The following is a 14,906-nucleotide window of genomic DNA, read 5'->3' on the forward strand; positions in this document are numbered from 1 at the left end:
AATTACCAAGCGATACTCTTGCCGCCATTATGCTGCACAAAGCTACCGCTTGAGCTATTCTGAATAGTTTCCTTTTTTGGCGGAATAATAATTGGTGTGACAACAGCACTGCCCGCGTTGACGAACCCGTTCATTATCACGTCGCCCTTTTGCTGGCTATTTCGAGAATATTGCGCTGCCACTCGGGCTGCCGCCCTCGTTCCCGGCTTCGCCAGCGCCGCCGTCTTCTCAGCTGTCGCCGCGACGACTGCGATCTTGGCCAGACGTGCCGCGGCAGTACCGATCACTGCGCTCGCTGCTGCGAGGACAGCTTCATCCGTTCGACCTTGTACGAGATATGCAGCGGTCTGAACGCCGGCGCAGGTTGTAGCGATGGCCCCCGGGATGAAGCCACACGCAAAGAAGATCGCTTGGCCGGCGTTGCTATCAGTAACCCATTTCGCCGCATCGTTGATGTTAGAGCCCACGTCGGCCCAAAAGTCTCGACCAGAAAGGTCCAGGCCGTTGATCGGATCGTTCGGATAGTTGTAGTCGTTGTCGACTCCACCCTCAGTCGGATCGACTGATAAGAATCGTCCCAGAGCGGGAAGGTAAACGCGAGCGCCCATCTCCACAGCGGCGATCGTGTTGGCATGTTCGAAGAGCTTTTGGAAACCACCCAGCCAGGCGTAATCAGCATCCGAATTCTTTTGGTTATCCGGCACCGAGTCCGCAGCTGCGATTGAGCCGATCCGGCCAGTGGACGGATCAATCGGTTGTCCGAAGGGGTCGTATCGATTGATTGCCCCGTCCCTTACCCCTGACTCATTAGCGGTCGTGATGATGGAACCTTGAATGTTCGGGTAGGACCACGTCTCAGTACCATCTGCGCGTACGGACACGAGCGCGCTTCCCGGAAGGGCAAGTGTTCGCTCGACGACCGCGTTCGCGGTGTCAAGCAGAATCTGAGCGCCGTCGCCTTCACTCGCATACGAATAGCGAACCGTCTGTTCAGCACCAGTCGCCGGCGTGTAGGTTCGCGACACAATCCGGTCAGTTGCATCACGGAGATAAGAGACCATCGCCCCGTCTGCCTGAAGGGTTCGGACATGCCGGTCCGAGACGTCGTAGACGTAGTACTGCTCAGCCAGCTTAGTAGTCCGGCCCTTTTCGTCGTACGTTATTTCAGCTGAGGCCAGCCCATCGCTTACCGTGTCCGCCCCAACTACTGGATTGGTCACGGCGGTGGAGATGAGTCGATCCGCGACGTCGTAACAGTAAGAAGTCGATGTTAGGCGCGTGGAACCCCCTGCGGTGTGGCTATCACTTGACGACGTGCGATTCCCATTCCTTCCCGCGTTGACAGCACCGCATGACGCGTTTCCGTAGCCATAGGTCAGTGCATGCTCTACTACCGCTCCGCTCTTCAATTGCGCGGACGTCAAGCGACCCGCCGCATCAAATCCGTACGTCGACGTCCAGGTGGAAGATCCACTCACCAAAGCATTTTGAACAATTCTTCCAGCCTGCGAACGCTGAATGCTTTCGCTTACGCTTGCGCCGCTCGAGAATTCCCAACTCTGATTTGTTTGCGCACCCGTGTACGCATTTCTCGTCAAGCCCGTCAGCTTAGAGCCGTTACCCGCTCCTCCCGACGTGGACGGGTAAGTGACGGATGTGACCTGGCCTTTATCTACCCCCGAGGTGCCATAGACCATCTGAGCGATTACGGCACCACCGTCTTTTACGATCAGCAGGCGGCTGTCCTTATCGTACTCGTAACTCCTGGTATAGGATTTTGCTCCTTGAACAGTCGTCGTACTGGCAACTCGACCGGCCTGATCATAACTAGAAGTCGTTTTTGTGTTCCAGACATCGGTGTACTCGACGGTCCTTCCGAGAAGGTCCGTCTTTACAGTGATGCGTCCGCCGTTCGGCGAACCAGTGACCGTACTGTCCTGTGTGAACCACGTGGTCGGGTCTCCGTTGGTCCCCGCAGCGTAGTTGGTGGTGACGGTCCGCTGAGGGACGCCTGAGACTGCGGGATAGCGGATCTCAGTCGTGCGGCCTCGGGAATCGAGAGTCGTGCATGTCCACAGGGGGTCGCCGCTCCTCATTGTTGCGGCAGTCCGGCCCCACTCGTCGTAGAGGAACGTCGTGACGACCGTTGTCGAGGAACTTGTCCCCGCACTCGACCGCGACTTCACGAAGCCAGCTTGGCTTGTTCCCGGAGGCACGCCGCAGTTGTCTCCGAGAGAACCACTTGAAACGGCGCCTGCGTCGAAGTACTTGACGGAAACGCCGTCAGTAGCTGCAACTGAATTTGAGGCCGTAGCCGAAGGAAGCCGCTGGGCGCTTCGGCGCCATCCGTTCGCGCTGTCATAGTCGGTCGTCGTTGTGAGATTGAGGCCACCGGGGTCGACGACGGCAGAGCTGGCCAATCCGAGCCACTGATTATCGGTGCCACCGTTGGTGCCGTAGCGTTTCTTGGTCGACGTCGCCGGGGATGTTGCACCAGACACGGAGGTTGCGTCATCAGTTGTTACCGACGTCGTGAATCCATAGTCGGGCTTAAGACGGTCGCCCGGAACAAGAGTCTCGTTGGCTTGCGGAGGCGTCCAGTGCAGCTCTAGGCGCGCATCTCCGCCGAAGTCTGCGTAATCAACACGAATCGACACTTCCTGACCAGCGTAGGCAGCTCGGAATTCACCGCGTGGAGACCAATGACTGCTCGCTGGATTTACATCAGTAATAATCTGCTGATTATCGATCCAAAGATTTGCGCCGTCGTCAGTAACCATACGGAAGTAGTAGAGTCCTGCTTGTGGGAAGGTAATAGTTCCGGAGAACCTTGCCGACCAGGCATCGGTCCCAACAGGTCCGTATGCGCCCCAATTCTCTGAGAGATAACCGTCTTTTGCACCGATGTCCAAGCCGAAGCGTTTGGGGGTTCCCGCGAACTTAGCGTTGTCGTAATACTGCCCGCCAAGCCCGAGCAGGCCTTCGTCGTAACGTGTCGACGTGTGTCCGGGGACAATCGGGCAACTCGCGAGTGGCCGACCTGTTTCAAAGCAACTCGCAGGCGCCGGTCCGTAGGCGTCTGTCAAGCGGTCTCTTTGGTCATACAACGACGTTGTGACCAATCCCTGCGCGTTTGTCGACGTCAACTCCAGGTCCTGGTCGTCCCAAGTCTTGGAAGTGGTAACGCCCAAGGCGGTCTTGGAGGACAGAGCGCGAAGAGACGCATCGAACGTGACAGACGAATGCCAACCACTGGAATCCCCAGTCCCGGCCACGACGGCGCCGGAGGTGAGGATTTGCTTTACCCGAGTTTCACCAGCGACTGTACCGGCGGGGGCGGTTGTGTACTCATAGAGACGTCCGACCCGCTGCGCTTCCGTCATCCCATCGGGCGCTGCGCCAAACACCTTTTGCACGCGGCCGGACGCATCGTACTTGACATCAATAGATCGCGTCGCGTCTGCGGGACTCTGAATACCCTTCGCGACCAGCCAGTCGTTCGCCGCCGCTGTCCAAGCTCCTGCCAGACGGCGCTGAGAATCGTAAGTAAACGTGATTCTTTCGTTTCCTGGATTTACAATACCAACCATATTTCCCGAGCCATCATAGAGTAGTGATGTGTCGTCGTAGAAGTTTGCGTCACTTCCGGGATAGATGATTCGGCACAGATAGTCACCGGGCGCCTGTACGCCGCCATTTGTAGTGCATGGCCGGCCTCCGACAAGATCGCTTCCACTGAGTCCGGTTGAGGACGCTGTGTCCGAGCCGTAAACGAAGCGCAGTTCTCGGCTATAAGCGTTCGAACCGGTTTTCGAAAAGCGATCGGCAATTCTATCTACTCGCCCATCGGAGCGATACGTGACAACCGGAGCGATGGGCTTGCTCACAGTCGTAGTGTTGAGAACCTGATCGACAGATCCATCTGGGCGGAATGTCGTAACGTAACCGTCCTCCTCTATGGAGACCGTTCCGTCGCCGGAAATGGCGACTCTTCCATTCTCAGAGACGGGCGCCTTATAAGATCCGTCTGCTTTGCGGTCGTAGATATGTGTCGAGCCATAGATGTCGCTGAAGGTGATCGAACCAGGCTGAATATCCGCCTTGACATAGAAGAATTCAGCTCCTGCAATGGGCGTTGAGCCGGACCAGCCATCGGGGAGAACTGCCCGCGTGGTGAACCAGTCGCCGGGAACAACGTCGAGGTACTGAACCTCCGCCCCCGCATCGTTCATACGTCGAGCTTGCAGAACGAGACCGGCGCCCTCCGTCTTTTCGAAATAGCGCAGTCGGAAGCTTGCGGCGGCGATCCCGTCAAACGTGATTGAGCTGCTCCACGAGTCGGTATTCTGCGGAGCCAGTTCCCACTTGTTGATCACGAGATTTTGGTCGATATTCAGAAGCACGCCATCATCACGAAGAGTGCGGAACTGCCACTTACCGGCAGGCGGCCTGATCCGACCCTGCCAGTCCACGACAAAATTGTCGTGGCTCACCACCCCTGGCTGCGGCGAGAGCCGGCTCCAATCCACGCCGGGAACGTTGTCCACTCGCACGAGGTTCGGCGTCCAACCGTTGAAGTCATTAGACGGCTTATCTGCAAACGCAGGAATGTTGTAGTACGTTCCCTTAAGACCCTGGTTCGACTTGCCCTTAGAATTGTAGTTAAAGTTCATGCCCATATCACCCCCGGGGGTGGTAATTGTCGGCGATGAGAAGTTCAGTCCTAGGTTTCCATTCGCGAGATTGATGGATGCCGGGCCCGCCGTGTCAATCGGCGATGGTCCGGGGTCCGCAACCCGCAGGTCAGTTGTGAATGAATTGACCCATTTTGGACGCCACTCGTCGATTGAATCCTTCATCCAAACTTGCCAGCTGTAGACCTGACCGTCTCGCAAGGCGCCAACGGGGACCGTGTAAGTCAGTTCGGCCTGCCATCCGGAGATCACAGTCTGACCGGATGATCCATCTGGTCCTGTCGAAATCCGAAATTGATATCTCGGAGTTTCGCCATACGCGTGCGGAGAGGCGGCTGCTTTGAGTGTCGGCGTCAAGGTGGCGACGACGGCATCATCCACAGGGGTGGCCGCTTGTGGATAATTCACTGCGGCGGTACGGAATGTGAATGTGTTTGAGGCGCTGTGTTTCGACTGACCAAAAACTCCGTCTGCGTCGTCTCTAACCCACGTTCGCCAGTAGTACTGGGTATCTGGGCGTAGAATGTTCACGGGGACGTCGACGGTATCAGGCTGGACCCATCCCGTGTCCCACAGGGTCCCAATCTCCGGATTTGCGTTCTCGCTAATCCGGAAAAGGTGATCGAGCGGCTCGGTCCCTTCGTTTTTCCAGGCATCGGCGTGCAGTTGGGGGGTTAGCTTTTGCTTCGTTGTGTTGTTACCGGGGAGAGGATTCCACCCGGCGACTGAGTACTCCTTGTAATCGATCTGCATCTTGAGGTCGATCCACCGGTACGAGAAGGCATTGGCACCCTCGAAGCTGCCGAAGAGCAGGTTGCCGCCTCGGCGCTCATCTCTGACCCATTCGGCTACTTTTGCTGACAAGTTGTAGTTATCAACGGATTTGCCGCCGGTCGGGCTGATGGTAAGGGACGCGAGCTGGTCACCTGCGCATTCGAATCCTTGGCAGCGGACATCGTGGATACCTCCGGTGTACGTGCTCGACGTGCCTTCGAATATCTTGGAAACCCCCACCTCCACGGCTAGGACCTGCTTGCCGAAAACAGCGCTGTAATCGAAGTTTGCGATTGCTCGCCAGACGCCGTTGACGTTGGTGTTTCCGATTCGAGTCTCACCGCGGGCCGTCTGTCCGTTGCTCTTGTATGAGTTCGTTGTGGCGATATTTGGAAAGGTGGTGGGGTCGATGTAGATCGGGTACACCCGAGCTGAGGACGCCAACCAGGTTCGTGACGGGCTTATTGTCATTAGGACGGAGGATCCGTCCTGACCAAGGATGTAGGACAGTTGCGACTCGGCATCGGCTCTACTATTGGTGCCTGAGGAGTCCCACATCAGTGGCCGCGGGACAGTGTAAATGACTTCACCTGCGCTATTTGTGAATAGCACGTCTCCCTCAGCCGACTTGGCGGCGGTCAGTCCGGGCGCCTCCACTTCCCATGTCCAGGTAGACGCTCCCACCGCTGGCAGCTTCTTGAGTCGTAGGTTTTCTGAGACCAGGCCTGATCTAACGTCGTAGACGAGATCGACGTCATTGAAGACGTCTTTGTACTCAAGGTGGGATCGAGCCTCTTCTCCGGCCCATGGCGAAAGGTCTCGTTCGAGAACTGAGTGAGCAGCACCCCGCAGATTAAATCCGAGTTTGTGATCATCGCTTTCCATCGTAAGGACGTGGTCGTCGTCCGCAAATTCTGCGAATGTTGGGGCGAGTGCATGGTCCTCGACTTCGGCGCCACCTCTGCCAAGCCAAGACATTTCGCCGGTGGTCTCAAGCTCGGTCGTAGCCTCGACCCACCCGCCGTCGTCCGTTTGAACGTTCGATGGCAGCGAGGTGATAACGGTCGTTCTCGACGAATCAGCGCGTTCGTAGGTCGTTGAGTACTCGTCCCGCTCGACGACAGGCAGACCATCAACGGGGTCGCTGACGTCGGGGACAGTTTCGGGATCGTTCGTCGCAAGCGGTATGGGGGTCGCGGCCGGGTCGGCGAGGGCAACATCCCACCCCTCCGTCGAGGGTTCCGGCGGCGCAGGGATTTCGGAGTCGACGTGAGGGTAGGTGCTCTGGTCTTCTCGACCCTCCTTGACCTCGTCTGCCGCAAGGCTCGAGGAGCGGAGAGCCCTCGTGTGGTCGAGAGCGGAAACGCTGCCGGCGTCGACCAGGGTCAAAGACACGATGAGCGTTAGGCCAGCAGCGACAGCTGAAAAGATGGTTTTTTGACGCGGACGCGACACAGTACTCCCTTGCGCAACATCGCTCCCCCTTGGGAACCTCTTAGTTCTACCTGGGAAACAGCACACAATCCAGATTGGGCATGCCGATGCCCCGCTCTTGGGGGGAGGGAGGGCGTGGAGTTGGCGACTCAGACCGTTTCTGAGTCTGCCTCAGCCCACAGGATGGGGGCGGCCATGTGCCACCGCTCTTCGAGTCGCTCTAGCAGAGGTTCACGGTGCAGGTGTTGAGGATGTCGGGCGCGCTGTTGGCGAAGTTCACGTAGGTGGTGATGCAGGTGGTGCCAGGGGCGTAGACCATGGGCGTGCAGAACTCGTTGGGCGCGCTCGCGTACGAGGGGCTGTGCCTCCAGCCGGAGGCGGCCGAGAAGATGCCGGCCTCTGCCTGGCGTCCGGCCGCGTTGGTGATCCGGACCCAGTTCGTCTGGCAGCTGGAGTTACACCACACCCTCGACCTTGCCGCAGGCGAGGTAGTTGCGCTGGTAGATCGTCGAGGCCGTCGTCGAGCATCTAGTCGCGAGAGGATTGCCACCCTTCGGAGCGGCGTTCGCCGCCGGTGCGCCGCCGATCGACATCGCGGTGAGGACGGCGGAGGCAGCGAGGACGCTCGAGATGCGCGAGCGGAGGCTTCACGAAGTTGTCTGGTTCATCAGGACTCCTTGGGATCGGTACGCGCCGGCCGGCTCTCGCCCGGCGTCACATCTCCTGATAAGCGGGACCTTCCGTGGTGGCGGAAACACCCACGACGCGGCGATGTATCGCACGCTGCGCGCTCGCCATCCACGCGGCGGCGTTCGCAATCGGCGGAAATCGTGACCAGGTTCGCGGCGCTGAGCGAGCAGCGGGACAAGGAAGGCCAGCTCGTGCCGTCTGCATGGCCTGATCCTCGTGCGAAGCCCGGTGCAACATAGTGAGGTCGGACACGAAACGGTCAAGTCTTAGTGACGTGGGTGGGAGGGTGAAGTGGTGATTGAGCATTGTGACGTCGTGTACTCCTGGAAGCTCCCCGGCGGACTGCCTGACTGTGCAGGCCTGGAGAGTCCTGGCCGCCGGCTCGTGGTTTCACCACAAGCACTGCGGGTGGAGCACTGGGCGGCGCACGACTCCCCCGGAGCGTTGCACGTCTTCATCGAAGGGACGCGAGTTCGCGCAGACGGAACACATGGCGGCACCAAGGGATTCGGTTTCAGCGACGAACCTGACCTGTGGGACGAGCTTGTGCGCGACACCGACGACCTCCCTGACTGGTCTCGCCCGTACCTCGAAGCCGCGCGCGCGTGGGAGACGGCCCGCGGAAACGTTCGACCTCCGCGACTGCGGCTGATCTGATCACCAGGAGCTCACTTGCAGATCGTGTCACCTGCGTGGTCGGTCTTCGCGCATACCCACCCCGACAGAACGAGGAAGCTCGGTCGACAGCCTCAAATGTTCGAGTAATGACCGCGCGCGAGAACTTGCCCGGTAGGAGCGGCCCTTCGAGACTGGCTGGGGAGCCCCCTTGCCAAGCATCGTCCGCCAGACCACCGCCGCCGGTAGCCGCACCACTCACACCCCGGCCGCGCACCGTTGCCCGCCCGGGCATGACGAAGGGGTGCAGTCCCTCAGGACTGCACCCCTTCGCGTGTAGCTAGATCCGGAACGGCCGGCGGCACTTGCTGCAGAGAACGGGTCCGTGCCGGACGATCCTTGCAGCGTAGGTTGCCCCGCAGTGCGGGCAGGCGAACATAGAACGGGCCATGATCATTTCCTCACGCCCGGCCACCCTGACAAGCTCGGGCTCGTCCATCTGTAGACGAGCCCTACCGGTCAGGTAGGGTTGGAGAGTTCCTCTCACAGAACATCAGGACCCCGTGTGGCCGTGCATCCCCCCAGATGACGCGGTGTCGCCGGGGTTCTTCTGTTTAAGGGTACCAGAGTGGACCTCTATCCGCGGGCGAGCATGCCTGTTTAAGCGGCGCTTCCGGTATGCGGATGCAAATCGGTCTCAGAAGATGATTTGAGGGCGCCAGTGAGGCCCCTGAGGCCGCGGGGGATCAAATTTGGGGTGTGTTCACCCTGCAATTGACGCACGTTACGCGAGGGGTGAAAAGTGTTCGAAGACCGAGTCGCGGAGCGTCGAAGACTTGTTCGTCGATTCGTGACTAGTCGTCGACGCTCGCTCAGAGCTCGCGTGCGGCGCACGCTCCTCCCGGAGTCCCTGCGGTCCCGACCACCTGTGTGCTGCCGCGTAGCGCGAAGCGCTACCGCTCCCGAGGAGCCATGGCTGGACCGCAGGCGCGGCACTCCCCGTGCCCGCCGTCGCCGAGACGATCCCAAAACGGGCCTTAGGCGGATTGGGGAAACGACGCCGGGGCCGTAAGCCGCGTTGCAGGGCTGGCGATCTGAGGTGCACAAGGCTTGGATGTCGAGGACAGTATTTCAACCGTTTCGAGCGGCTGTGTGTCCGTTCACGCGCCTTGGCGGCATTTGAAGGTTCCATGGCTTCTCCGCATCTCTGGATCGCGGCGGTACGGCGCCTCATGCCGGCGTCGAGGAAGACGTTGGGTAGGTACCACTACATGAGTATCAGTTCCCGGACTTCGTTCCTGTCCGCGTCGACTGTCTGGATCTTTCGCCCCTCTCGGACCTCGTCCTCGATGTACTTGGCGATGGCGATCGCCCGTCGAACCGCCTCGGTGTACGAGAGTCGCTTGGCCTGAGCAAATTCCTTCAGGGCAGCGGCGGTTTCCGGGTTCATGTTGATGCTGAGGCGAACGAGCTGCTCGGTCGTCGTGGCGTCCTGGCCTGAGGTGGTTCCTGGGGTGGTCTCTGCGTTGGGCACTTGGCTCCTCTTTCTGATTCCTGGTACGCCGCAGGCCCGCTCTCTGCAAAGAGCGGGTGTGGTCCGGGTTCCATATGGAACCAGGACCAGTTACGCCGAATCGAGTCCTACTCGACCAGGGGCTGTCGGGGTCTGCGTATGTGTGCAATGTAGGCGGCATCACGCTTGCATGTACCCACAGTACACACCGGATTGCCAGAGTTCTACATTTTGGATGTACATCGCGTGTGGATCCGATGTGCATCTGCTACGTTCGAGGACGTGACCCGACAACCGTAGACCGCCCCCACCCTGGAGCTCCCGTGACAGCCGAAGACCCGAACTTCTACCTGAGACCCCTTCTCAAGCCCCTGCTCGAGTGGATGGCTGCGAACAACGCGACCTCACTCCTCATCCGCGCCAGCCCCTCCACCTGCACGGCATTGCTCACCCGGCCGCCGAGTGAGCCAGATGCTCACTTCCTCTGTGACGAACCTCCCGACGCGCCTGGACAGCTCGGCATCTTCACTGTCGTCGACGGAGCGAGCGGAGGTCGGCACGACGGCCCCTGTGACATCCCGATGAAGATCCTCGGGCCGCTGCTGAACGAGCTCGACACGCACGACATCGAGGAGATCCGTATCGCGACGGGGCCAGGGGCGTCACCTACTCCTGACTCTTCTGGTTCCACCGCGAATACGCATCCGACCTACTCCATTGACGAGTTCGACGAGGACATCACGCCCACGGCCGAGGTCATGCCCTTCATCATCTCCTTCCAGCTAAGGACCGACGATGACCGCTGACGAGTTCAACGAAGCCGATGACCCGAGTCGAGATCCCGTACCCGTTTCCTCCCTCGGTCCGAAGGCCCCCATCAAGGCGCTGAAGCCCAAGCGCTGGAAGCACGACGCGGACACGCGTCGCGGCCTCGCGATCGGCATCGTTGGCTCCACGGTCGTCATCTACGCCGGTCTCGTCTTTGCCGTGATCATCGACGCCCTCAGCGTCGAGTCTTCGATCAAGCTGGTGGCGGCACTCGCGCCCCTCCAGTCCCTCGCGGCAGTGACGGTCGGATTTTTCTTCGCACGGCGTGACCGCGGGCGATGACACCCCGTTCCGAATCACGATTCGTCCGGGGCGCGTTTGCCGAGCGCCCACCAACGACCGCCTCAGGCCAGTGATCAGCCGCTGGTAGACGCAGCAAGGGCTGCGCCAACCGTGCGGAGGAACGACGCCGGAGGCAGATCCAATGATGAACGGCGGGCTGCCTACGCCGGCGTCCCGCTTGAGACGATGGGCGCGCCATTTGAGTTGAGGTTCGTGCAACGGCTTCATCGCGGGACCGTCCGAGTGGCTCTCTGCATGGCACCAGGACGATCGACCTTGCTCGCCCCTTGATTCTTGCGTGGCCGGAACTTCGCGCCTCCGCCGCGCGGCGGCACGACGGGCTCGCGACCGCGACCGCGGCGCTGGTCGACGAGTGCTACCTCGACCGCCGGAAGCCGGGAGCTACGAGTATCGGCACTGATGTTGCGCCTGCGGGTTCGCCGCTCCTCCGCGCTGCCCCTCGAGGAGCACCTACCGTCTCGCCGCCTCGAGCTAGCGAGCATGTTGATAGTTGAAATACCGAGACGGACAGTGGTCAGCAACGCGACGCGAGATGCGGCGCTCCAGACGCAGTGTCTCGCGGTGACGCCAACTTGCCGGACGGTACTTTGGATGCGCCACGCGGGTGATTGGGGTCTGAAGGGGTCCAAGAATGAACGAAGAACGTTCGTCAGAACAGGACACAAGTGTCGAGGGTATGGCCGCCGATCTTCGTCGGCTTCGGCTAGAGGCAGGCAACCCCACGCTGGTGGAACTTCAGGGGAGCTCGGGCATCTCCAAATCCGTCCTCTCCGAGGCATTAAAGGGCAAGCAGCTCCCCTCTGAGCGCACATTGGCCTCACTCGTCCGCACACTAGGCGCCGAACCGGCCGAGTGGCTGGCACGCCGTGCTCGAGCGGCCGCTCTCCCACCCCAGCCCCGATCGGCAGCCGATTCACCCGACCCACAAGAGCCTCGCCCGCTTCGGCGAACGTTGTCGATGGGAACAGCCGCGTTACTCATGGTCTTCGCCTTCGGCGCCGGCATCGCGGCCACCGTCGCCGTCACCACGCTGAATGATGGTGCTGGCACGGTCGTGGACACGGGTGTGACGACAAACGGCCGTTCGTTGATCCCAGTTGCTACCGGGGTTGACCCCGCAGCGACTTCTTGCATTGACGATGCGGAGACAGCTGCAGGAGAGACCCGAAATGAGGACTATTTCCTCGAGGTCATGTGGTCGGAACGCTGCCAGGCCGCGTGGGGCCGCCTCACTCGGTACGACAACCAGAGCAGCGGCAACAGCGTTCACGTCGAGATCGCCCCTCGAAACGAGGATCAAGACAGTCAGCGGCAAGAAGCCGACGTCGCGGACGTACAGGGCGCCTACACCCACCTGATCGTTCGGACGAACGGGGACACGCGCCTCTGCGCGCAGGGAAGTGTCACGCTCGACGGAGTCACGATCGACATGGGCGATCCCCTCTGCACCTGACCAATCACTCGTCCCACGACACTCCACCCCGCCGCAGATCGAGTAGCGGTCGCTCCGCCAGCAGCGCGCGCCGGATGACGTCCCGCACCGAATCGCCTGGTCGCCCACCGGCTATCCGACACCCAGGTGCTCGCAGCCCGTTGGTCCCTTGAGGTGCTGGTCCTGTTGAGCCGCTTGCTGTCCGCGATCTCGATTACCGTTCCCGGCTCCTGCCCCGTGGAAAGGTACTCCGGCCCGAAGTCACCCCCCTAAAACCCGACAGCAGGTGGTCTCTCCCGCGGTACTCAGCCCTCCACCGCCACGATCATCTGTCAAAGGTACGGCTCGGATCCCGGAGCGCAGCGTCAACCAGAGACGCACTCCTGAATCCGGCCGCCCGGGTAGCGATCCGCTATCGGGACGGCCGGCGGGTCCTGATGGGAGACGGCGGTCGAGTCGTTCGTCGGCGTAGCCCGGCAGATCCTCGTTCACGGAGCAGGGGGCGCACGCGGGTCAAGGCGCGTCGCCATTCAAGCCCTGACGAGGGCGCAAGACGCTCAAAGCCGCGCCTGTTGCGCCGAAACGGAATTCCGGCGCTTTCCAGGAACAACGTTTTTTTCCGGTGACGACCTCAGCGTCAACAACGGCGTCGATGTCGGAACTAGCGTCTGACCCACCGGATGCGTGGGTCGGCCACGAACAGGCGAACGAGAACCCCACACACTGCCCAACCACTCAACGAATGCCCCCTGGAGGATCAAATGTCGATCAGATCAGTCTTCGCTCGAGCAGGTATCTTCGCCTTGCTCCTTGCCGGTCTCACTGCTGCGGGACCGATCGCGGCGAATGCCGCGCCCGGCAACTGCACCACGGGCTGGGGCTCAAACGGTGTCGCGTACGGGACGTGTTCCTCAGGAAGCGGGCAGTACCGGCTCGGGATTCCGTGCAAGTCGTGGCAGACACTCGGCTACGGGTACACCGGTTACGGCACTTGGCGCAATGCCGGAACACCGGCGAGCGCGACGTGCGGCGTGGGCGGGTGGCTCTGGAACGACATTCCCGGCGGACCGCACATCCTTGTCGAGAAGCGCAACTAGCCGCTAGCTCGTCGAAGGCCCGTGTGCCGGCGACTGCCCGGCCCTGACACAGCCAGCCGCTGGCGTCGACAACACTCGCTGCGTCTGAAAGCTAACGGGCGGCGTGTAAGCCTGAGCACGAAGAAGGGGAGTACCGACTGGTACTCCCCTTCTTCATTGTGGCGGTTCGGCTACCGGCTAAGGTCTCCGCGGTCGGCACCCTGCCCCTGACCGCGGCCTCGGCGCGTCTGCGGCACAGTGCTCATCGGCGCCTTCGATGTGACGGCGGCGCTGGGCGGGGTGGCGTGCGCGGTATCCGCGCTCATCCTCGCCTCGATGACGTGCGGGGGCACTCCCTTGGCCTCCATCGCCTGAATGGTCGACTGACGCCGCTCGGCGCTGTCGTATGCGACTTCGCCGGCCTCCCGAGCCGCTGACGCGCGAGGATCGGCCGCCGCGGGCGCGGAGTCGGCCGATGTATTGGTGCTCTGAATGGCGTCCTGGCGTTCGACAGGGACATCGTCGTGGAAGAGCTGCGCTTGGGCGCGTGCGTCGACGGCGAGCTCGCGCAGCTCGTCGGGAGTCGCGTCAGCGGTGCCGCCGGCGGCGGCGTCGCGGTCGTAGTCGTTCGCGCGCGCTTCGAGCTCGGCTGCCATGTTCGCCGGACCGTTGTCGACATCGGCCGCGCCGGGGTTTTCTCGGGCGGCGGCTTCGCTGCGGGCGTCGTTGGCGCGGTCGAGCCAATCGGCTTCCGCGATAAGCTGCTGCGCCTGCGCCAGTTCGGCGCCGGCACGGGCGCGCTCCGGGGCCACCGTGTCCTTCCACTCCTCGACCAGCGCAACTCGCGCAGCGGCGACGGCGGAGGATTCGGGGGTGCTGACCTGGCCGGCGTCGTTCCAGTCGATCGACGTCTGCACCCGGTAGTCCCGGAACCCGGCCGGGTCGGTGTCGCGCTTCCATTCCTCGGCCGCGGACAGCTCGACGGTGGCGATGTCGCCGGCCAGCGCGGCGCGGTAGTCGGTGAGCAGGGCGCGCTCCGCGTTCACGTCCGGCTCCGCACGGTCGCCGACCTGCATGGTGAGCCGGTCCTCATCATGGCGGTGGTAGTGCTCGGGCGCGGAGCTGCTGGCCCACTCCTTCGCCAGGTCCAGCTCCGACTTCCCCTGGCCGGCGGCGTCGCGGAGCACGGCGGTGTCGACGCGGTAGCGCTCGAGCACCTCGCGCTGCACGACGGCCGCAGCCCGTTCTGCGATCGGGTCGTGACCCTTCCACGCCTGCGCCGTCTCCGCGACCTTCGCGATGTCCTGGACGCTCGCGCGCTCCCACCAGTCAGGCCTATCCACGACCTGCAAGCTCGCTCGTGCAGCGCCGCGCTCGGCGTCGAACCGGGCCGACAGCTCGCGCGCCTGCGCCGCGGAACGGGCCTGCGCATCGCGAGCCATCTCCTCGCGGAGTCGAGCGAACTTTTCCCCCATCTGCATTGCAATCGTCAACGCGACCCTCACGTTCTGACCGACTTCCTGGCCGACCTCATCGTCACTCATGAC

General features: G+C 61.7%; 7 protein-coding genes and 1 pseudogene. 4 read left to right on the forward strand and 4 right to left on the reverse strand.

Annotated elements, in window-relative coordinates; all coding sequences use genetic code 11:
* Nucleotides 1-2: 2 nt before the first annotated feature.
* The 3 genes from C5C10_RS17565 to C5C10_RS09290 form a co-directional block, all read right to left on the reverse strand.
* Nucleotides 3-6,863, reverse strand: a complete 6,861-nt coding sequence (locus tag C5C10_RS17565) for a PA14 domain-containing protein (RefSeq protein ID WP_146082134.1) — start codon at nucleotides 6,861-6,863, stop codon at nucleotides 3-5.
* Between the two features lie 259 nt (nucleotides 6,864-7,122).
* A complete protein-coding gene (locus C5C10_RS17570) occupies nucleotides 7,123-7,368 on the reverse strand; it encodes a hypothetical protein (RefSeq protein WP_146082135.1) in 246 nt (81 codons plus the stop codon).
* A gap of 2,106 nt (nucleotides 7,369-9,474) precedes the next feature.
* On the reverse strand, nucleotides 9,475-9,741 hold the full coding sequence (locus C5C10_RS09290; RefSeq protein WP_258059977.1) for a CopG family transcriptional regulator: 267 nt from the start codon (nucleotides 9,739-9,741) through the stop codon (nucleotides 9,475-9,477).
* Nucleotides 9,742-10,043: 302 nt separating this feature from the next.
* Between C5C10_RS09290 and C5C10_RS09295 the strand changes: the two genes are divergently transcribed.
* The 4 genes and pseudogenes from C5C10_RS09295 (at nucleotide 10,044) to C5C10_RS17815 (ending at nucleotide 12,304) form a co-directional block, all read left to right on the forward strand.
* On the forward strand, nucleotides 10,044-10,526 hold the full coding sequence (locus C5C10_RS09295) for a hypothetical protein (protein ID WP_104329081.1): 483 nt from the start codon (nucleotides 10,044-10,046) through the stop codon (nucleotides 10,524-10,526).
* Entirely contained in the window at nucleotides 10,516-10,830 is a 315-nt protein-coding gene (locus tag C5C10_RS09300) for a hypothetical protein (RefSeq protein ID WP_104329082.1), read from the forward strand. The genes C5C10_RS09295 and C5C10_RS09300 overlap by 11 nt, the downstream gene beginning before the upstream one ends.
* Nucleotides 10,831-11,527: 697 nt before the next feature.
* Nucleotides 11,528-11,695 (forward strand): annotated as a pseudogene (locus C5C10_RS18445) (helix-turn-helix domain-containing protein); the annotation flags it as partial.
* A 135-nt stretch (nucleotides 11,696-11,830) separates the two neighbouring features.
* On the forward strand, nucleotides 11,831-12,304 hold the full coding sequence (locus C5C10_RS17815; RefSeq protein WP_181073435.1) for a DUF2690 domain-containing protein: 474 nt from the start codon (nucleotides 11,831-11,833) through the stop codon (nucleotides 12,302-12,304).
* Between the two features lie 1,246 nt (nucleotides 12,305-13,550).
* Here the strand turns inward: C5C10_RS17815 and C5C10_RS09310 are convergent.
* Nucleotides 13,551-14,903, reverse strand: a complete 1,353-nt coding sequence (locus C5C10_RS09310) for a hypothetical protein (RefSeq protein WP_104329084.1) — start codon at nucleotides 14,901-14,903, stop codon at nucleotides 13,551-13,553.
* Nucleotides 14,904-14,906: the final 3 nt, after the last annotated feature.

Origin of the sequence: Rathayibacter sp. AY1A3 (genome assembly GCF_002930975.1) — a bacterium.
Taxonomy (GTDB): Bacteria; Actinomycetota; Actinomycetes; order Actinomycetales; family Microbacteriaceae; genus Rathayibacter.

Excerpts from the sequence above, each read along its gene's own strand:
- C5C10_RS09310 (WP_104329084.1), bottom strand. The coding sequence starts at position 14,903 with ATGAGTGACGATGAGGTCGGCCAGGAAGTCGGTCAGAACGTGAGGGTC.
- C5C10_RS17815 (WP_181073435.1), top strand. The coding sequence starts at position 11,831 with ATGGTCTTCGCCTTCGGCGCCGGCATCGCGGCCACCGTCGCCGTCACC.
- C5C10_RS09300 (WP_104329082.1), top strand. The coding sequence starts at position 10,516 with ATGACCGCTGACGAGTTCAACGAAGCCGATGACCCGAGTCGAGATCCC.